Source organism: Butyrivibrio sp. FCS006 (genome assembly GCF_000424525.1).
Classification (GTDB): domain Bacteria; phylum Bacillota; class Clostridia; order Lachnospirales; family Lachnospiraceae; genus Butyrivibrio.
On the sequence record NZ_AUKB01000012.1, the window covers coordinates 349,751 to 369,149 of the forward strand.

The window sequence follows — 19,399 nt, forward strand, 5'->3', positions numbered from 1 at the left end:
ACAAATGTTTTTTCTCACCCATATGAGGCGCATATGAACATTAACTTTCAGACTATTACCGGTCAGAAAACCGGCGGCGACAAAATTCTTTCAGGCATGGAGGCGGAAGAAAGGATAGTGTCAGGGCCCTCAAAGTCATCAAATCTTTCAAAGGCAGGCTATGCTCTGGACATAGATGCATCGGGATTTACCGACAACGCATACGCAGGGCATTCCAGATCAGTAGAAGACATTTCCAACATGGCTCAGAACACGGACGTTCAGAACCGACACAATTTCATGGCTCTTTTATCAAATACCATGTCCGAGGAGGACTATGAAAAGGCCCTTAAGGATGGATTTGATATCAAAGATATAAACTCTGCAGAGACTGTAAACATCGTGGACAAGATTAAGAGTGTCCTTCTTGAGTCAGGTGTAGAGGTTTCAGGTTACAACGACGACCTCAGCTTTGAAAAACTTAAGAAGATCACCGGAAGCGATGCTTTTGCCAAAGCTCTGCAGGATAGTTTTCATGAGAATGATATCCCTGTTACGGCAGAGAATGTTAAGGCAGCCAAGACAGCTGTTGACCAGGTAGCCGACATCAAGGCTCTTGATGACAGTGCTGTCAAATACATGGTGCAGAACAACATGAAGCCCACCATCGAAAATATCTATTTTGCTTCTCACAGCACAAATGGATTAAATGTCATGGGCAGGGGCTTTTATGCTCAGGAAGCCGGCGGATACTATGCTCAGACAGCTGACTCTTTTGACTGGGAACAGCTCGGTCCCCAGATCGACAAAGTCATCGAGGAGTCAGGACTTGACCCTAAGGATGAGGCCACCAAGGAAAATGCCAAGTGGATGGTATCTCAGGGAATTCCTCTTACAGCTGATAATCTCGAGGCAGTTACCACTATAAAGGCAGCAAAGCTCCCTGTAACTGAAGAGCTCGGAGCAAAGGCAACGGCAGCAGCCATAGCAGATGGCAAGCGCGCCATCGACGGCAATCTCGCTGACCCGACTTCAAACCTTCAGAAGGCCATAGATATAGATCATAAGGTAAAAGAGATCTCGGACGACGATATAAAGGGCGCCATAATTTCAGGGAAAGATCTCACCATCAGAAATCTGTCAGGCGCAGGAACTTTCGCAGAAGTACAGGCCCTTCCGGAGAACGACAACAGACTGGTCCTTGCAAGGATCCAGATGGAAGAAGTTCGTCTTCGCATGACAACAGAAGCCAACAAGCAGCTCCTTGACAGAGGATTTTCGATAGACACAGCACCCATTGAGCAGCTCATTGAGAGACTTAAGAGCACAATGGGACAGATGGCGGATGAAACTGCCGGGGAGGCCATCGATGAGATAACAGATGTAAAGAGCGCCAGCACTTCTTATATGATGCGCATGACTATGACAAGGGTTTCTGTGATCGCAAACGGCCCTGTCGATATCGTGGGCGATATGGCAGATGAGCTTGAGAGCGCAAGCATCTTTAAGATCAGCCAGAGGTCAGAGATGCTGGCTTCAAAGTTTGCAAAGGCAGGCGAGGGTTATGAAAAGCTCATGACAGCTCCAAGAGCAGACCTGGGCGATAGCATAAAGAAGGCCTTTAGAAATGCAGACGATATCTTAGAGGATCTTAAAGAGGAGCTCACCGATGAGAACCGCCGCGCTATTCGCATCCTTGGATACAACAGGATGGAAATAAATGAGGAGAACCTGGAAAAGGTCAGAGGATGGGATGCAAAGCTCCAGGCAGTGATCTCAAGAATCAAGCCCGGTGCGGTCCTTGATCTTATAAGAGACGGCCAGAACCCTCTTTCAATGACCATCGAAGAGCTCTCACAGAACCTGGACAGACATTCTTCAAATTCAGACGATCAGAGAGGAAAGAGCGAAGAGAAGTACGCCAAGTTCCTCTACAAGCTTGAGAAAAAGAACGGAATAAGCAGCGAGGAGAGAACCTCCTTCATAGGAATATACAGACTTTTCCACACCCTTAAGACCACCGATTACCAGGCAATAGGCTCCCTTCTTAAGACGGGACGTGATATGACCATCGGAAACCTTCTTGAAGCTACGAGAAATCAAAAGGCTGCAAGACACGGAATGGACTTTAAGGTAGATGATGAGTTTGGTGGTCTTGAAGAGAGATCAGCCGGAGTAAAGATAGATGCGCAGATAAGTGCAGCATTCAGATTCTACAGCGCCAAGGCAGAGGTCGTATATGAGAATCTCGAACCTGAAAAGCTGATGCAGGCTGCACCTACTGATGAGACTCTTTTACCCGAACTTGCAGATAACCTTCAGGAAGCCGATACAGATGAGGCGCTTGAGAGAGAATATGTAAAAGAGCAGGTCACAAGAATGAGACAGACTGCCCAGCTAAAGGCAGCAGAACCTGCCCTTGATGAGCTTAAGGCAGCAGAAGTTGAGACCACCTTCAACAATATGGAGGCCATGATCGGCGTAAGGCGCGATCGCAGGAACGGAAGCCTCTGGGAGAAGATGGGTGACATAAAAGAAAAAGCTCTTTTAACAGAAAAAATGGAAGATGATGATTATCAGGAAAATTACGTTAAGATTTTGGGAGATGTTTCCGATAAATTATCTGAAGAGCTAATGACTGACAATGACAGCTACATTGATGTAAGAGCGATATCTCTTTTGCAGAGGCAGATCTCAGTGATGACAAAGAGCGCAGAGAGAGATTCTTACGAAGTTCCTGTCGAGGTTGAAGGTCAGGTAGTTTCAATGCATGTGACGCTAAAGAGCGAAGCAGGCACGAATTCAAGGATGGATGCCAGTGTTCAGACTGATATGTACGGACTTATCACTGTAAGCCTCTACAAGGAAGCGGATGTGATAAGAGGAATGCTTACAACAACGAACAGCAGCAATCAGGAAGAGTCTGAATATCTGGAAAGTGTAAGAAGTAGATTGTGCGGAAAGCTATCAGAGAAGATAGAGGGAGCCGTTGCAGCGGCGGAGAATATAGCAATCCTCTATCACGCACAGAGCGGAAGCACCTTAGCAACCGCAGTTTCTTCAGGAGCCAGGGAAGGCAGCAATAACTTACAAACAGATACTAAAACACTCCTTACTATGGCAAAGGCCTTTGTTGAGGCGCTTTGACAAGTTGCGACTAAAGAAACGAGGTAGAGATGAAAGTAAATTATAACGTATCCGCAATGGTAGCAAACAACGCACTTCAGAGAAATGATAAGCTTCTTTCAGAATCTCTCGGAAGATTGTCCAGCGGTTTAAAGATCACAAACGCAAAAGACAATCCTTCCGGTCTTGCCATGTCAAGAAGAATGAATTCCCAGATTGAAGGACTTGGAGTAGCAAATAACACATCAAAGGATGCGATCTCAATCGTTCAGGTAGCAGACGGAAGCCTTTCAGAGATCCACGAGGTGCTCCAGAGAATGAGCCAGCTGGCAGTTCAGGCCAGCAACGGAACTCTCACAGACAGCGACAGAGAGGCAATCCAGTCAGAGGTAACACTTCTGAAGGAAGAGATCGAGAGAATGGCACAGACTACACAGTTTAACGGCCAGACTATTCTCGACGGATCCTTTGATTACCGTGGATATGCAACAGTTGGCAATGATCCTTCAACAGCAGAGACAAATCCCAATGTAAAGATGGTTTCCTACTCAGATGTTGTTGAGGCAGGAAATTACCAGATAACAGGAATTGATGTAAGTTTCATGAACCTCACAGGTACAACCGGTGTTGATAAGAAGGGAATCTTCCTTGAGAACGGCAGTGAGACAAACATCAGCGTTAAGAAGATCCTAGAGGACGGTTCAATGGTTGACTACATGCCAAACGGAATGACAGCAACCGTTAATGAAGACGTGCTCACACTTCAGGATGCAACCGGCAAGAAGATCCAGCTCCAGATCGATGAGACCTTCAGTGGCACTGTAAACCTTGAGCTTACAGGCGCAGGAGCAATGACCATGCAGGTTGGAGCAAACGAGGGACAGACTCTTGATATCAGGATCCAGAAGGTTTCCCTCACAACTCTTGGACTTTACAACCTTGACGTTTCAAACGAAGTTGGTGCAAGAGAGGCAATCGAGAGCGTAAAGAACGCCATCTCAGAGATCAGTGGAATCAGATCAAGACTTGGTGCTTATCAGAACAGACTAGAGCATACAGTAAGTAACCTCGATATCTCAGTTGAGAACATGACAGCAGCTTATTCCAGGATCATGGATGTAGATATGGCCGAGGAGATGACAACCTATTCAACACAGCAGGTTCTCTCACAGGCAGGAATCTCAATGATGGCCCAGGCAAACGAGAGACCGTCACAGGTACTTCAGCTTCTTCAGTAATCGCTAAGAGAGGGATAATGTATGACACTGGAAAAGAAACAGGAATTTACACTTAAGATTTCAGAGGCCAACAAGACTCAGATGATCACAATCATCTATGAAATGGTGATGTACTATCTTGATGAGGCCATTGAGAATATCGGCATCGGCAAGAAGGAAGATGCGCAAAAGAGCCTTATGCGTGCCCAGAACTGTATCGATGAGCTCATCCACTCCCTGAACATGGAGTATGAGCTGGCAAGGAATCTGTTTCAGATCTATATTTTCTCCAAAAAGGAGCTGGTGGTAGCATCTGCAACCTACAGCATCAACCGCATCTGGAGAGTTTTAAAGAACTTTGAGAATCTCCATGAGGCTTACGCAGAGCTTGAAAAAGAGGACACTTCAGATAAGCTTATGGGAAATACCCAGAAGGTTTATGCAGGTCTTACCTACGGAAAATACAGCTTAAACGAGGATGTTTCGGCAGCTTCCTACAACAGAGGACTTATGGCGTAAAAGACATCTTAAGAAAATCTTAAGATATTAATTTTTGCCGGGGAAATTTATTAATTTCCTTCATAGAGAAACGAATTTGCGACAAAATTAAGCGACAAACCCTAAGAACTAAGCGAAAGCAAAATTCTTAAGATTTGTCGCTTTTTCGATTTTGCCCGGGGTTTACAAAGTGTTTTCTCCATGCTAAATTCTTTTTCGCGAGCTCGATAAAACATCACGAAAGGGGTAGATTGTTATAGCCGTAGTTTTAATATTGTTTTTGACAGGCGCGGTATTCACGGATCTGTTCAAAGACAAAATATACAACGTCTGGGTGGTTCCGGGACTGTTTCTTGGAATAGGAGCAAATCTTATCCGGGGGCAGGAGTTCTTTTACGAATCCATCCTTGCAACAGGGGCAGCACTTCTGATACTGCTTCCCGTGTACTTCTTTAAAGGTATCGCAGCAGGCGACGTCAAACTCTTTATGTCTGCAGCATCTTTTCTAACTGTGCAGGATACTCTTTCCTGTATTCTTATCTCATTCCTGATCGCCGGAGTAATCTCGGTCGCGGTCATAATCCTAAAGAGAAATAAACAAAGATACATTCATTTCGCAGTGCCGATCCTTATGAGTGTTTTATTTGTGGCAGGAGGTGTGTTATGAACTGTGTGACGATGGCTGTTTTTGACAGCGATGCTCTTTATTGTGAAAGGCTCTCGGAATATCTAAGAAGTCATCTTAAGCTCTCTTTTGAAATAATGTCATTCACTGAGGGCGGAAAGCTTTTAGAGTACCTTGATGAAAATGAAATAGCGCTTCTTGTGGTTTCGGAGAGCGATGCCTGTGGGCTTAAGAGAGAAACCCTGGGCAGAAATTGCAGAAACATTATGATCCTTGATGAAGAGGGGAAAAATGAAGAATTGGAAGAATTATCCATAAGTTATGGCATCGGGATCTTTCATGTGAGCAAATATCTGCCGGCAGCAGAGATCGTGGACAGGATTTTAGAGCTCTGTATAAGCGGAGCTGAGGGCTTTTCCGGGCTTAAGGTAAAGGCGCTTGACATCACCTCTAAACTACTTGGCTTTTACACTCCCGTTTCGAGATGCGGACAGACTTCTTTTGCCATCAAGATGGGAGAGGCTCTTGCCAGAAAGGGCAGAACCATTCTTTTGAGTTTTGAGAGCTTTTCGGCCATCACAAGTCTCTTTGAACAGGAGGCCGAGGAGGATATTACGGACCTTCTGTATTTTGCGGATTGCGAGAGAGATAAGTTCTGCCTTTACCTTGAAAAGATAAAAAGAACCAGGAACGGCCTTGATTTCATCGCACCGGCCAAGACTGCCATGCAGGTCAAGGAGATCAGCTATGAAAAGATAAGGGAGCTGGTGGAATTATTAGCAAGAGAGGCGGGATATCAGTACATTCTTTTTGACTTAAAAGACTATCCTGACGGCTTCTTTGAGATCCTTGATATGTGTGACATCGTATATACCGTTATGAGAAACAACTCAGCTGACCATTACAGACTTGGAAGGTATGATAAAGCTCTTTTGGAAAATGACTATGAGAGGGTTCTTACAAAGACCATGAAATGTCTGCTTCCTGATGGACGGGATATCACTGCCTACAACAGATTTATTGAGGACATACTGATAAGGAGCAGGGAGGTATCCGGCATTGGAGCGTAAGCTGCAGGAGATGAGGGCTGTGGTCAAGGACAGGGTCATGAACTCGCTGGACTTCTCCAGAGAGATCACGGACCGGGAGATGTATGAGATCATCGATAGGGAGATCTCAATGCAGCTACGGCACAGGGTAGTTACTCTCGAGGAGAGAAAGAGCCTCAGGCAGCAAGTGTTTCACTCCATAAGAAAGCTCGATGTCCTGCAGCACCTGGTGGATGATCCGACCATCACTGAGATAATGGTCAATGGCACCGACAACATCTTTATTGAGAAAAACGGTGTGATCATGGAGTCGGATTGCAGGTTTGAGTCAAGGCAGCGCCTTGAGGATGTGGTCCAGCAGATCGTATCTTCCTGCAACAGAGTGGTCAACGAGTCATCGCCGATAGTGGATGCAAGGCTCGATAACGGGTCGCGTGTAAACATTGTGCTCAGCCCTGTTGCATTAAACGGTCCTATCGTGACCATAAGAAGGTTTCCCGAAAAGCCCATCACCATGAGGCGGCTCATAGAGCTGGGTTCAATATCCGAATATCTTAAAAGTTATATTGAGGTCCTTATAAAGGCCGGATATAACATCTTTATTTCCGGTGGTACGGGTTCCGGTAAAACCACCTTCCTGAATGCTCTTTCGGATTTTATTCCAAAGGATCAAAGACTAATAAGTATAGAGGACAACGCAGAGCTCCAGATCCTTGGGGTCCCAAACCTTGTGAGGATGGAAGCAAGAAACGCAAATGTGGAGGGCTGCAAGCCAATAACCATCAGGGACCTCATCAAGTCATCACTTCGTATGAGACCTGACTGGATCGTGGTTGGTGAGGTCAGAGGCGATGAGTGCGTCGATATGTTACAAGCGATGAACACGGGTCATATGGCCATGTCCACAGGACACGCCAACAGTGCAGAAGATATGCTCTCGAGAATTGAGACCATGGTGCTGATGGGGATGGAGATTCCGCTCCCGGCAGTAAGAGGACAGATCGCATCGGGAATAGATATCGTGGTGCATCTTGGAAGACTCAGGGACAGGACCAGGAAAGTGCTGGAGATATGCGAGCTGGAAAAGGAGCTTGATCCCGAAAGCGGAAGGATAAAGGTGAATACCCTCTTCAGGTTTGAAGAGGAGGGCGAGGATGAAAGAGGAAAGATCATAGGGAAATGGAGGAAAGTAAGTGAACTTAAAGCGACTGAAAAGCTTATGGCAGCAGGCCTTAGCTTACCCGAGGGGGATAAATGACATCCCGATACTCATTCAGGGAGTGCTGATTGCACTGGCCTTTGGCAGGCTCTTCTACGATTCCTGGATTGCTGTGGCAGCTCTTTTACCTGTTGTGTTCCCGTGGTACGTGTATCAGAAAAAGCGCCAGATAGAGAGAAATACAAGGCTTATAGGGATACAGTTCAGGGATGCGATAAGCTCGGTGCTGACAAATCTCAAGGCCGGGTACTCTCCGGAGAATGCTTTCCTTGAGGCTATCCATGACATGGAACTTCTATATGGGAAAAAGAGCCTTATCTGCGCAGCGCTTTCTAAGATCGGCAAGGGGATTAAGAACAACATTCCATTGGAAAAGCTCATCTACAGGCTCGGGAAGGAGTCGGGCAACAGCGATATAAGGGATTTTGCGGAGGTTTTTGCTGTGGCCAAAAGGAGTGGTGGCAACTTGACACAGATTATATCAAGGACCATCACGGTAATCTCCCAGAAGATGGATGTGGAAAAAGAGATCGACGTGCTTATCAGCGCAAAGAGAATGGAGGCAAGGATCATGAACATGGTGCCCTTCTTCATTATCTTTTACATAAGCCTTACAAGCCCCGGCTTTTTTGACCCGCTCTATCACAACCTGTTCGGGATCGTGCTCATGAGTATCTGCATGGGATTTTATGCCTTTGCTTATTTTATGTCGGAAAGGATAGTAAACATCAATGTCTAAGCTTGCATTTACATATTTGATATTTCCGCTTGTGATGCTGATCTTGTGGTTTCTTTCAAAAGACCTCGAGCTTCCGCAGGGGATTGAGGACACCGGGATAAGCAGGGCTTATCTGAAGATCTCTCTTTTTATCTTCAGGAACATAAGGGGGAGAGTAAGGTCTTTTTCCTCGGAAAAAATACGTATGTATCTGGGGACACTTGAGCAGAAAAAGGATCTGGACAGTGCAGAGACCGAATACTTTATCAGGAAGATAAGCGTTGTGCTCCTTATGGCAAGCGCCGGATGCTTTTTGGCCTTCATGATGGCCATCGGCGCCGGGCAGAGCTCCAAGATAAACGATGGGAGAGTTATTGAGAGAAACTCCTTTGGTGAGAAGGAATACGAAGTTGACCTGGTTGCCACGGATGAAAACGGTGAAGAGATCGGCGAGTACACACTTCCGGTTGAGACAAGGCAGTATACGGAAGAAGAAGCAAATGCCCTGTTTGAGGAAGCGTCGGCATCTCTTGAGAGGATCATCCTTAAGGAGAATGAGAGTTTTGATGATGTGACGAAAGACTTGAATTTACCGGAGAGGATTCCGGGATATCCCTTTGATATCCGCTGGAAGATCGACAACCTTGAGGTGATCCACTTCGACGGTGAGCTCATTGAGGACATGATCCCAAAGGAAGGTGCGTTGGTAAACTTAAGCGCCATCTACAGCTACAGAGACCTTCGGTGGCAGCAGTCCTTCTGCGCGCGGATAATACCAAGGGATTTAACGCCTGCGGAGAGGGCTTTTCTGGAGATAAAAGAGCTTTTGGACAAGGCCGATGAGGATTCCAAAGAGGAGCAGGAGATCATCCTGCCGGAGAGCTTTGATGAGGGGGAGATCCACTGGTCAGAGAAAGTAACCGACAACAGCATGCTGCTTCTGATGCTGACTCTTATCGGAAGTGCAGCCTCTTACGTTCTTAAGGACAAGGAGCTGAAGAAGGCCATGGAGGAGCGAGGGCAGCAGATGCTGGGGGATTATCCTCAGTTCGTATCGCAGATCGTTCTTTATATGGGAGCCGGAATGACCATGAGGAATATCTTTGAAAAGCTTGGAAACGGGTACCTACGGAAAAAGAAAGAGACCGGAGAAAAGAAATATCTCTACGAGGAGGTCCTAAGGGCCGGAAGAGAGCTCTCAGCCGGAGCATCCGAAGGGAGTGTCTATGAGCACTTTGGTCTTAGGTGCTCGGGGCAGCAGTACACAAGACTGTCAACGCTACTGTCCCAGAACCTGAGAAAAGGTAACAGCGAGCTTCTGGTTCTTTTACAGGAGGAGTCCAAAAAGGCCTTCGACGAGAGGATGGACAGAGTTCGCAAAGCGGGAGAGGAAGCCGGAACAAGGCTTCTTCTGCCCATGATAATCATGCTGGTGATCGTAATGATAGTGATAATGATACCGGCTTACATGGCATTTTGATCAAACAAATTTTGAATAAAAGGGAGGAAAACAAAATGATCGAAACAGTAAAGAATTTAGGAAAAAAGGTTGGGGGAGCAGTAAAGAGTTTCTGGAAGGATGAGAACGGAATGGGTACCGTCGAGGTAATACTTATCATAGTGGTGCTCATTGGCCTTGTTATCGTATTTAAGGAGCAGATCTCCGGAATCGTTGAGGATGTCTTTAAGGCAATCAGACAGGATACCCGTGTTATCACGAACTAAGGGTTATGTGACGGTATTTCTGTCGCTGTCCATAATGATAATCCTGTCACTTATCCTGGTCCTTTTTCAGGGGGCCAGGATAGGGGCAGTCAAAATGAAGACGGAATGTGTTGCAGATATCTCCATGAATTCAGTACTTGCCGAGTACAGCAGAGCGCTCTATGAGCAATATGGGCTCCTGTTTGTGGATACTTCTTACGGGTGCGAGAACCCCTCCATCATAAACACACAGGAGCATCTAAGATACTATGCGCAAAAGAACTTTAGCAGGACTGTTCCGAGTCGACTTGCCGGAAATGATTCAATATTCTCTGCGTACTGCGATGGCGTAAGTATCACCGGAAGCTCTTTTGCCCTGGACAATAACGGCGCGGTGCTGAACAGGCAGATAATTTCATATATGGGCGCCGAGCCTGTCGAGGGGCTTCTGGCTGATGTTCAGACCAACGCCCGGCTCATTCAGGATAACGCCCTTGATACCACGGACGTGGCGGCTATGGCTGCAGAAAATCAGGCGGCAATTGATGCCATAGAGCTTCCGCCCATCATCAACGAGGACGGAGAAGAGGAGGAGATGAGCCTTGCCAACCCTGCGGATGTGGTGAATTCACAAAGGGGAATTGGTGCTTTGAATCTGGCGATCAAGGACAAGTCAAGGATATCAAAGGTAACCGTAGACCTTGATCAGTATGCGTCTCACAGGCAGCTAAATAAGGGAACAGGGCTCAACGACAAAGAGGATATCTCAGCCGGCGAAAGACTTCTCCTTGAGCAGTACTACTACGAGAAGTGCTCGAGGTATGGAGGCGAGCTGGATAAATCTCTTTTGAAATATCAGCTGGAATACATGATCTACGGGCAAAAGAGCGACTGGGGAAATCTTGAGAGAATGGCTGAGAATCTGCTTTTCTGGAGAGAGGCATCAAACATGATCTACCTCTTTGGATGTGATGCCAAGGTTGCAGAGGCGGAGTTTATTGCGGAGGTGGTCACTGCGCTGTTCTGTATTCCGGAGCTGGCAGATCTTGTGAAATACTCAATCCTTTTTGCCTGGACTTTTGCCGAGACGGTGTCGGACTTAAACATATTGTTCAGCGGCGGAAGGGTTCCTCTTTTTAAGAGTGATTCCACCTGGAGGCTAAGTCTTACAAATATGTTCGGCTTCAGGGATTTCCTAAACGGCGGGGATCTCGGAGAGGGCATGTACTATGAAGACTATGTAAGGGCAAGGCTCTTTATGGTGAGCCTTCCGGAGAAGACCATGCGCCTTGCGGACATAATTGAGATGGATGTGAGAAAGACTGCAGGAAATGCGGCCTTTAAGATGGATCACTGCCTGGATACCTTCTGCGCGGAGATCCATGTAAGGACAAGGTTTGGGTACGACTGCAAGATAGAAAGGATATACGGATATGAGATGTAGGCACCACAGGATGCCTGGGTCCATGACGGTAGAGGCGTCACTGGCACTTCCGCTATTTATCTTCTTCTTCGTAAACATAATGACCATGTTCAATATTGTGAAGGTCCAGTCAGATCTGGAGGCTGCGCTTCACCAGACGGGAAGCGAGATGTCTCTTTTGGCGTATGATCTTAGTTTTGGTGAGGAGAGTCTCGGAGCAGAAGGCGGAGGCGCAGTGGATACACTGGCCGGGGCAGCAGGCATTTTTTATGCAAAAGAGAAGGTGAGGCAGTATCTCGGAGATGGCATAAATAAAAGCGTTGTCACGGACGGATTTGAGGGCATGAGCTTTATCCAGTCAAAAGTTCTTTTTGGAAATGACATTATCGACCTTGTTGTGGATTACAAGGTACATCCTCTGATTCCGGTCATCGGTTTTAATGAATTTGGTGTGGAATCCAGATACTTCGGACATGCGTGGACGGGCTACGACATCTCGGCCGGCCTTGATATGGAGGGCGTCGAAGAGGAGATGGTCTATGTCACGGAGCACGGAGAGGTTTACCACAGAAGCATTGATTGTGAGCATCTGCGACTTAAGGTGCAAAGCGTTCCCTTCGAGGATCTAAAGCACCTTCGCAACAACGACAGGAAGATATACTACGCCTGTGAATACTGCGGAGAGAACATCGGAGGAGGCAACGTTTTTATCACAGGATATGGCGAGAGGTACCACAGCAGTATTAACTGCCTGGCACTAAAGAGAAAGATTTATACGATACCGATTTCTGAAGTGGGTGGTCGCAGAGCCTGCAGCACTTGCGGATGAGCGTAATGGATAAGGAGTTAAAAGTGTTTTTTGGACTAGGTGTTTTGCTAATAATGATAATTTCATCTATCGGAGATATAAGGAGCAGAGACGTGTTTTTGTGGGAGATACTGGGATGCCTTGGTATGTCTTTTGCCAAAGTTGTATTCAGTATATACGCAGGAAACTTTGATGCTTCGGACATATTTATGTCGCTGATGCCGGGAGTGTTTCTCCTGCTTTTGTCCTTTGTCAGTGGACAGAGCGTCGGATACGGAGATGGGGCACTTGTTTTGTGCGCAGGGCCTGCTCTTGGAGCGGGAGTAGCAGTTATGGGGATGATCGCAGGAGTTTTTTCCTGCGGACTGATATCGGGGATTCTTCTGGTGCTTAAAAAGGTTGGGAAAAAGGCCAAAATGCCCTTTGTTCCTTTCCTGACCTTGGGGATGGGGGTGATGATGCTTGCGCAGATTTAAGGGGTATATGACGCTGGAGGCTTCCTTCATTGTGCCGATGATCATCTGCGTCTTTGCGCTGCTCATCTACTTTTCGTACTACCTCTATGGCAGATGCATTCTGTCGCAGGACGCATATATCCTGGCTTTCAGGGCAAGCGTTGCAGATGAGGAGATATATGGAAGCTCTGAAAATTATGTAAATGAGAAGTCATCGCAGGTTGCGGGCAAAAAGTATTTTGGCAGCACAAACCCTACGTTTGAAGCAGCATCGTCAGGAAAAGAAATCCGGGTTCATGGATATTCAAAGGCCCGGCACTCAGCCATGGGAAGGTACTTCTTAAAACCTCAAAGCGGTTGGGAATATGAAGCAGCCGGAAGGGCTAAGCGTTTTGAGTATGCAGAGCACATCAGAAGGTTCACGAGACTACGGGATTTGGGAAAAGAGATTTTGGAAACAATAGGAGATGAATGATGGAGTACAAGTATTACAGAGAATTGAAGCATAACTACCTTGTGTTTGAGGATAAGAGTAAAGAGGGCGAAAGCAGGTATCAGTATAAGATCGCAGAAAGTGGCAGGATAAAGGGCCTTGTGCCTCTGACCGAGAGGAGCATAAACGGAGATAAGTTTCTTTATTACGAGATAAATTCCATGCAGAGCCTTGGGGACAGATTCGCATCAAGCGGGATGAATGCCGCCCAGGTAAAGAGCCTTCTTACAGATATAAAGGATGTTCTCGAGGGCTTGTCTGAGTTTCTGCTGGGAGAAGAAGGAATCGTCTTTAACAGTAGGAGCATATACACAGATCTTACAAGCGGAGCATGCAGATTTCTCTACTGCCCTTTTTATGATGAGGGGAAGAGCTTTTCCGAGTTTGCCATGGAGCTTTTGGAGCTGGTGGATGAGAATGACAGAGAGGCTACCGAGCTGGTCTACAGGCTTTGCGAGCAGAGTGCTGCTTTCGGAGATTTTATTTATGAGGCACTGGAGAAGACTCTGGCAGAAGAGGCTTGTGAGGCAGAGAAGAACACTTATGAGGAAAAGCAAGAGGAGAGCTTTACGGAAAGCTTTGACATGACAGATGCAGAGGACGTCACAGACTCTTTTGACGATTACGAGGAAGAAGAGGGGGAGAGAAGGCTTAAGAGCTCCGGAAAGAGACTTGGTGGAAAGCTCCAACTTCTCTTTTCCCTCATGTTCTTCTGCCTGGTGGGAGCTATGGTTTATATAAGAATGAACTACATCCTTTCAAATGAGGAAAATATGCTGTCAATCTTTGTAATGCTGGTATCGGTTGTAACCGGAGTGGTGGCTCTTGTCGGCGGATTTAAGGAGCTTAGAGGCGGTGTGGAAGCGCCCGGCAAAGGCAAGAAGACAAGGGAGCTTGGCGAGGATGAGATGTATTCGGAGGAGGATATCAGCTATGGGGGCGAAGAAGATGATTTTGGATACGAAGAGGATTATGATTTCGTAAAACCTGCAAGGGCCGAAAGCTCTTTTACCAAAGAAACGGCCCTGTGCGGAGAGACAGTGGTCCTTGATGAGATCAGAAGTGAAGGCATCGCGCTCTTTAGCAGAAATCTGGACAAGACAGTAAGGATTGCCTTTGATAAGCTTCCGCTGACAGTCGGGAAAATGGAAGGCTGTGTTGATAAGGTGCTGAGCGATATGAGCATATCAAGGATGCATTGCAGGTTTGTAAGCGACGGGGGAAGAGTTGCTGTGATCGACCTCGGCTCAACGAACGGAACCTACAAAAACGGTCTTAAGCTCCTTCCCCAGCAAAAGACCTACATCGATGAAGGGGACGAGATAAGGCTTGGCAGAGTTTGTTTTGATTGCAGATAAATAGGAGATTGTGTGATATAATACGATTATTAAGCGGAGGGGAGTTCATGAAGGTAAATATCTATTACGGCGGACGCGGAATCATCGATGATCCAACGCTTTTCGTCATCTCACAGATCACAGCGGTTTTACAGGAACTTAATGTAAAGGTACAGCAGTACAATCTCTATGAACAGAGAAATGGCATCACAGCTCTGCCCAACACTCTTAAGGATGCGGACGGAATCATTCTGGCATCAACGGTTGAGTGGTACGGAATTGGCGGATACATGATGCAGTTTCTTGATGCCTGCTGGCTCTACGGTGACAAGGACAAGATCAGACAGATCTACATGGCGCCCGTTGTCATGAGTACGACTCACGGCGAGAGAGAAGGCATGATGAGTCTTGCAGCTGCCTGGGAGATGCTGGGCGGACTTCCTTGTGACGGAATGTGCGGATATATTGCAGATACTACCAAGCTTGAGAACAGCTCGGAGTACGGCAAGATAATAGATAAGAAGGCGGAGAACATCTACAGGACCATCAATCAGAAGATGCCTGTATTCCCTGCAAGTAATCAGGCGGTCATCAACAAGGTCGGCGTTGCCAAGAGCATAGACCTTACTCCGCAGGAATCTGAACAGCTCTCGGAGTATGCTTCGGATGACAAGTACGTTCGCAAGCAGAAGGAAGACCTTCAGGAGCTTGCAAGCATATTCAGGGACAAGATGGGACAGGAAGATGCCCTTGGAAGTTCCGAGGAATATGCTAAGACTCTTAACAGGAAATTCACTCCTGTTGCAGGAGTTGTGGCTAAGTACAAGATTTCTTTTTCCGATAACGGTAAGCTTAAGCCTATCATCATAGATGTAGATAACAGTAAGTGCGATTGCCACGTGGGAGACGAGGAAGGTTGCGATGTTTCACTTACTTCAGATCAGAGAACCTTTGAAGATATCCTTGGGGGGAGACTTAGCTTCCAGAGAGCCTTTATGGCAGGAAGCATTAAGATGAAGGGAGACTTCAAGCTTCTTAGAAGCATGGATCAGTTCTTTGACCTTATGGCAGATTAAGTTGGGGAAATCCGGATGCAGGATACTTACGTCTCTGAGGGAGATTATTGGCAAAGACAGGAGCAGATATACAAGAGCTCTTATATAACACTGGCACTGCTGGCCATTAACGTGGTCGTTTTCTTGCTGTGCAGTTTTGCCTTTGGATGGATGTATGAAAAAGGGGCCATGATCACTGAAGTTGTCCTTAGGGACGGTCAGTATTACAGGCTCTTTACAGCCATGTTCCTTCATGCTGATCCTCAGCACCTCATAAATAACATGCTGATGCTTGCCCTTGGCGGCGCTATAGTTGAGCACTACACAGGGCATGCGTTCTACTTTTTCCTTTATATGTTGTCGGGACTCTTTGGCAACATGATATCCATGGCTTATGAAATCCAGAACAGACTCAGCTGGGTCTCAGTCGGGGCAAGCGGCGCCATTATGGGGCTGGTTGGCTTTGTTATGGTATGGATTCTGGTAAACAGAAAGACTTTTATAAGAAGCAGAAACCTTATGATAAGGCTTGCGCTTTTGGGAGTCTTTGTTATTGAGGCCTGCTTTTTCCAGAAGGGTGCAAACACCGCGGCTCACACCGGAGGCTTTTTAACGGGAGCTGTTTTAGGCGTTATAAATATCATTGTTTTAAAGAACAACAAGAATATGGAGGGACTTGCATAATGGAAAACTGTATCTTTTGTAAAATCGCAGCGGGAGAGATTCCGTCAAATACTATATACGAGGACGATTCCTTCAGGGTTATCCTTGATCTTGGCCCTGCAACCAAGGGACATGCCCTGGTTCTTCCCAAGAACCACTATGCGGATCTTTTTGAGATTCCTGAGGACGTTTTGGCTGATGCAGCCAAGGTTGCCAAGAAGGTGGCAGGAACCATGAAGGAGAAACTCTCATGCGACGGTCTTAACCTTGTACAGAACAACGGAGAGGCAGCAGGACAGACTGTTATGCATTTCCATCTTCATATCATTCCAAGATATGCAAACGACGGGCAGCACATTTTATGGAAGCCAACAAGCCCTTCACCTGAGGAGCTTGCAGCAATCAAAGACACAATTGTGGGTGCCTGACCGGGAGAAGCTATGCGTGAAATAGAAGTTAAGCAAATTACAGAGGCGGTTAAGAAGCTGTGCATCGACGCCAATCACTTTCTCTCCAAGGATATGGAGGACGCTCTTTCAAAGGCTCAAAGCGCCGAGGAGTCCGAGCTAGGGAAAAAGATATTTGCCCAGCTCCGTGAGAATCTCGATATCGCCGGAAAAGACATGATACCAATCTGCCAGGATACCGGAATGGCAGTCCTGTTCGTAAAGGTCGGTCAGGATGTACACTTTGTGGGTGGAGATCTTACAGAAGCCATAAACGAAGGAGTGCGCCGTGGATATACAGAAGGCTTCCTAAGAAAGAGCGTTGTATCGGACCCTCTTATAAGAAAGAACACAGGAGATAACACTCCCGCAATCATACATTACGAGATAGTTCCGGGAGATAAGGTAGAGATAACCTGTGCTCCCAAGGGCTTCGGAAGCGAGAACATGAGCAGAGTCTTCATGCTCAAGCCCGCCGATGGTGAAGAGGGTGTTAAGAACGCCATCGTTCAGGCTGTTATGGACGCCGGTCCCAATGCCTGTCCGCCTATGGTTGTTGGCGTAGGCATCGGAGGAACCTTCGAGAAGTGCGCCATCATGGCTAAGCAGGCCCTGACCAGAAAGGCCGGAGAGCATTCAGACATCCCATATATAGCTGATATGGAAAAAGAGGTGCTTGATAGGATCAACGCAAGTGGAATAGGTCCTGCCGGACTTGGCGGAAGAATAACGGCGCTTGCAGTCAACATAAACACCTACGCAACGCACATCGCAGGTCTTCCTGTGGCTGTGAATATATGCTGCCATGTAAACAGACATGCATTCGTGACAATCTAACATTTTTGCAGAAACTCTTCTTATAGAAGAACAAGTGAACTAACATAGAAGGAATTAGAGAATGGACAGAGAATTACAGGCCCCTATCGATCCTGCTTTGGCAAAAGAGCTAAAGGCCGGCGATATGGTATACATAACCGGAACCATATATACAGCCAGAGATGCTGCGCACAAGAGAATGGATGAAGCTCTCTCGAAGGGTGAGGAACTTCCTTTTGATATAAGGGGAAATCTCATCTATTATATGGGACCATCTCCTGCAAGAGAGGGAAGACCCATCGGTTCTGCCGGACCAACCACAGCAAGCCGTATGGACAAGTATGCTCCAAAGCTCCTTGATCTTGGGCTTGGCGGAATGATAGGCAAGGGCAAGAGAAGCAAAGAGGTTATAGATGCCATGGTTAGAAACGGAGCTGTTTACTTTGCAGCTATCGGCGGAGCAGGAGCTCTTCTTTCCAAGGCTATTACTGCTTCTGAAGTTATTGCCTATGACGATCTCGGAACAGAGGCAATACGTAAGCTTACAGTGGAGAGATTCCCTGCAATAGTAGTAATTGATTCAGAGGGAAACAATCTTTACGAGACTGCCGGTGCTGCTTACAGGAGGGAGTTGGAATAAAACAATTGACAAAGGCTGCAGGGCTTTGTATAATTACATTTGCGTCTTAGGTTTGAACGGACGCATGAAACTCACATATTGGTAGTGGGATTCAGGCATGGAGAAATACTCAAGTGGCTGAAGAGGCGCCCCTGCTAAGGGTGTAGGTCGTTTACGCGGCGCGCGGGTTCAAATCCCGCTTTCTCCGTTTAGCAAAGAAATGGAAGTCCAATGGACTTCCTTTTTTATTCCTTCTGAGGTGTTATTTTGGATCACCCTGGTGGCCGGATCAGATAACCGGTTTAAATGACCACTATAAATAGAAGGAAAATCCTCTTCAAAGTACAACATTTTGTGGAAAATAAGATTTATAAAAATTTCCAAAAAAAGGTGTTGCATTTAAGATTTGGCTTTGCTATAATAACTTTTGCCCGTTTGAAGAGGGGCACGGAACCTAGGAAACAAGCCGTTTCCAAAAAGTTCCAAAAAATATTTTAAAAAAGTTGTTGACAAAGATTGCTGAACATGATATTCTAAATGAGTTGCGGCAATACAGAGCAACAACAAAGCACCTTGACAAATAAACAGTAATGCAACCCTGAAAAATTCCAAGAGAATTATTCAGAAGTAACAAACCAAAAGTAATAACGGACAGAACGAAAGCTAACGTTTTAGTTCTGGCTGGAATTGAACTTATTTTAACGTGAGAGTTCGATCCTGGCTCAGGATGAACGCTGGCGGCGTGCCTAACACATGCAAGTCGAACGGAGTTTACTCGCTGATGAAGCTTCGGCAGAATCTTGAGTAAACTTAGTGGCGGACGGGTGAGTAACGCGTGGGCAACCTGCCTCATACTGGGGGATAGCAGTTGGAAACGACTGATAATACCGCATAAGCGCACAACATCGCATGATCCAGTGTGAAAAACTCCGGTGGTATGAGATGGGCCCGCGTCAGATTAGCTAGTTGGTAAGGTAACGGCTTACCAAGGCGACGATCTGTAGCCGGACTGAGAGGTCGGACGGCCACATTGGGACTGAGACACGGCCCAAACTCCTACGGGAGGCAGCAGTGGGGGATATTGCACAATGGAGGAAACTCTGATGCAGCGACGCCGCGTGAGTGAAGAAGTATTTCGGTATGTAAAGC

Annotated in this window: 19 protein-coding genes, 1 tRNA gene and 1 rRNA gene; all 21 read left to right on the forward strand. The window is 46.6% G+C overall.

The features are described from left to right. The first annotated feature begins 33 nt into the window (after positions 1-33). On the forward strand, positions 34-3,126 hold the full coding sequence (locus G633_RS0104660; protein ID WP_026519204.1) for a DUF6240 domain-containing protein: 3,093 nt from the start codon (positions 34-36) through the stop codon (positions 3,124-3,126). Positions 3,127-3,155: 29 nt separating this feature from the next. Next, entirely contained in the window at positions 3,156-4,343 is a 1,188-nt protein-coding gene (locus tag G633_RS0104665) for a flagellin N-terminal helical domain-containing protein (RefSeq protein WP_026519205.1), read from the forward strand. 21 nt (positions 4,344-4,364) lie between these two features. After that, positions 4,365-4,841, forward strand: coding sequence for a flagellar export chaperone FliS (locus tag G633_RS0104670; protein ID WP_026519206.1), 477 nt, complete (start codon positions 4,365-4,367; stop codon positions 4,839-4,841). 253 nt (positions 4,842-5,094) lie between these two features. Beyond that, complete coding sequence (locus G633_RS19120) at positions 5,095-5,487, forward strand: prepilin peptidase (RefSeq protein ID WP_255346137.1); 393 nt, start codon at positions 5,095-5,097, stop codon at positions 5,485-5,487. Further along, a complete protein-coding gene (locus G633_RS0104680; RefSeq protein ID WP_026519207.1) occupies positions 5,484-6,515 on the forward strand; it encodes a hypothetical protein in 1,032 nt (343 codons plus the stop codon). The genes G633_RS19120 and G633_RS0104680 overlap by 4 nt, the downstream gene beginning before the upstream one ends. A gap of 10 nt (positions 6,516-6,525) precedes the next feature. Continuing rightward, positions 6,526-7,752, forward strand: coding sequence for a CpaF family protein (locus tag G633_RS0104685; protein ID WP_035770739.1), 1,227 nt, complete (start codon positions 6,526-6,528; stop codon positions 7,750-7,752). Continuing rightward, positions 7,688-8,452, forward strand: coding sequence for a type II secretion system F family protein (locus tag G633_RS17415; RefSeq protein ID WP_155834911.1), 765 nt, complete (start codon positions 7,688-7,690; stop codon positions 8,450-8,452). Before G633_RS0104685 ends, G633_RS17415 begins: the two co-directional genes overlap by 65 nt. Further along, the gene (locus G633_RS0104695) at positions 8,445-9,911 is read left to right on the forward strand and encodes a type II secretion system F family protein (RefSeq protein ID WP_026519209.1); all 1,467 of its coding nucleotides are present in this window, start codon (positions 8,445-8,447) and stop codon (positions 9,909-9,911) included. Before G633_RS17415 ends, G633_RS0104695 begins: the two co-directional genes overlap by 8 nt. 35 nt (positions 9,912-9,946) lie before the next feature. Then, on the forward strand, positions 9,947-10,156 hold the full coding sequence (locus G633_RS0104700; RefSeq protein WP_026519210.1) for a Flp1 family type IVb pilin: 210 nt from the start codon (positions 9,947-9,949) through the stop codon (positions 10,154-10,156). Between the two features lie 94 nt (positions 10,157-10,250). Further along, positions 10,251-11,579: a DUF5702 domain-containing protein gene (locus tag G633_RS0104705; RefSeq protein WP_026519211.1), complete on the forward strand. Its 1,329-nt coding sequence runs from the start codon at positions 10,251-10,253 to the stop codon at positions 11,577-11,579. A 22-nt stretch (positions 11,580-11,601) separates the two neighbouring features. Further along, complete coding sequence (locus G633_RS17420; RefSeq protein WP_051199956.1) at positions 11,602-12,387, forward strand: hypothetical protein; 786 nt, start codon at positions 11,602-11,604, stop codon at positions 12,385-12,387. Positions 12,388-12,410: 23 nt separating this feature from the next. Further along, complete coding sequence (locus tag G633_RS0104715; RefSeq protein ID WP_155834912.1) at positions 12,411-12,842, forward strand: hypothetical protein; 432 nt, start codon at positions 12,411-12,413, stop codon at positions 12,840-12,842. After that, entirely contained in the window at positions 12,829-13,296 is a 468-nt protein-coding gene (locus G633_RS0104720) for a hypothetical protein (RefSeq protein ID WP_155828886.1), read from the forward strand. Before G633_RS0104715 ends, G633_RS0104720 begins: the two co-directional genes overlap by 14 nt. Beyond that, on the forward strand, positions 13,293-14,672 hold the full coding sequence (locus G633_RS0104725) for a DUF6382 domain-containing protein (protein WP_081664683.1): 1,380 nt from the start codon (positions 13,293-13,295) through the stop codon (positions 14,670-14,672). The genes G633_RS0104720 and G633_RS0104725 overlap by 4 nt, the downstream gene beginning before the upstream one ends. Before the next feature lie 47 nt (positions 14,673-14,719). Then, positions 14,720-15,727, forward strand: a complete 1,008-nt coding sequence (locus G633_RS0104730; RefSeq protein ID WP_022769420.1) for an SCP2 sterol-binding domain-containing protein — start codon at positions 14,720-14,722, stop codon at positions 15,725-15,727. Between the two features lie 15 nt (positions 15,728-15,742). Next, on the forward strand, positions 15,743-16,390 hold the full coding sequence (locus G633_RS0104735; protein ID WP_022769421.1) for a rhomboid family intramembrane serine protease: 648 nt from the start codon (positions 15,743-15,745) through the stop codon (positions 16,388-16,390). After that, on the forward strand, positions 16,390-16,797 hold the full coding sequence (locus tag G633_RS0104740; RefSeq protein ID WP_022769422.1) for an HIT family protein: 408 nt from the start codon (positions 16,390-16,392) through the stop codon (positions 16,795-16,797). The genes G633_RS0104735 and G633_RS0104740 overlap by 1 nt, the downstream gene beginning before the upstream one ends. A gap of 12 nt (positions 16,798-16,809) precedes the next feature. Further along, on the forward strand, positions 16,810-17,652 hold the full coding sequence (locus tag G633_RS0104745) for a fumarate hydratase (protein WP_022769424.1): 843 nt from the start codon (positions 16,810-16,812) through the stop codon (positions 17,650-17,652). Positions 17,653-17,713: 61 nt separating this feature from the next. Continuing rightward, positions 17,714-18,271 carry a Fe-S-containing hydro-lyase gene (locus tag G633_RS0104750; protein WP_022769425.1) on the forward strand — a complete coding sequence of 186 codons (558 nt, stop codon included), beginning with the start codon at positions 17,714-17,716 and terminating at the stop codon, positions 18,269-18,271. A gap of 99 nt (positions 18,272-18,370) precedes the next feature. Continuing rightward, positions 18,371-18,458 (forward strand) — tRNA-Ser (locus G633_RS0104755). A 491-nt stretch (positions 18,459-18,949) separates the two neighbouring features. After that, positions 18,950-19,399 (forward strand): 16S ribosomal RNA (locus G633_RS0104765); the annotation flags it as partial.

Coding starts and splice junctions, on each gene's coding strand:
- G633_RS0104660 (WP_026519204.1), top strand. CDS start 34: ATGAACATTAACTTTCAGACTATTACCGGTCAGAAAACCGGCGGCGAC.
- G633_RS0104665 (WP_026519205.1), top strand. CDS start 3,156: ATGAAAGTAAATTATAACGTATCCGCAATGGTAGCAAACAACGCACTT.
- G633_RS0104670 (WP_026519206.1), top strand. CDS start 4,365: ATGACACTGGAAAAGAAACAGGAATTTACACTTAAGATTTCAGAGGCC.
- G633_RS0104680 (WP_026519207.1), top strand. CDS start 5,484: ATGAACTGTGTGACGATGGCTGTTTTTGACAGCGATGCTCTTTATTGT.
- G633_RS0104685 (WP_035770739.1), top strand. CDS start 6,526: ATGAGGGCTGTGGTCAAGGACAGGGTCATGAACTCGCTGGACTTCTCC.
- G633_RS0104695 (WP_026519209.1), top strand. CDS start 8,445: ATGTCTAAGCTTGCATTTACATATTTGATATTTCCGCTTGTGATGCTG.
- G633_RS0104700 (WP_026519210.1), top strand. CDS start 9,947: ATGATCGAAACAGTAAAGAATTTAGGAAAAAAGGTTGGGGGAGCAGTA.
- G633_RS0104705 (WP_026519211.1), top strand. CDS start 10,251: ATGAAGACGGAATGTGTTGCAGATATCTCCATGAATTCAGTACTTGCC.
- G633_RS17420 (WP_051199956.1), top strand. CDS start 11,602: ATGACGGTAGAGGCGTCACTGGCACTTCCGCTATTTATCTTCTTCTTC.
- G633_RS0104725 (WP_081664683.1), top strand. CDS start 13,293: ATGATGGAGTACAAGTATTACAGAGAATTGAAGCATAACTACCTTGTG.
- G633_RS0104730 (WP_022769420.1), top strand. CDS start 14,720: ATGAAGGTAAATATCTATTACGGCGGACGCGGAATCATCGATGATCCA.
- G633_RS0104735 (WP_022769421.1), top strand. CDS start 15,743: ATGCAGGATACTTACGTCTCTGAGGGAGATTATTGGCAAAGACAGGAG.
- G633_RS0104740 (WP_022769422.1), top strand. CDS start 16,390: ATGGAAAACTGTATCTTTTGTAAAATCGCAGCGGGAGAGATTCCGTCA.
- G633_RS0104745 (WP_022769424.1), top strand. CDS start 16,810: ATGCGTGAAATAGAAGTTAAGCAAATTACAGAGGCGGTTAAGAAGCTG.
- G633_RS0104750 (WP_022769425.1), top strand. CDS start 17,714: ATGGACAGAGAATTACAGGCCCCTATCGATCCTGCTTTGGCAAAAGAG.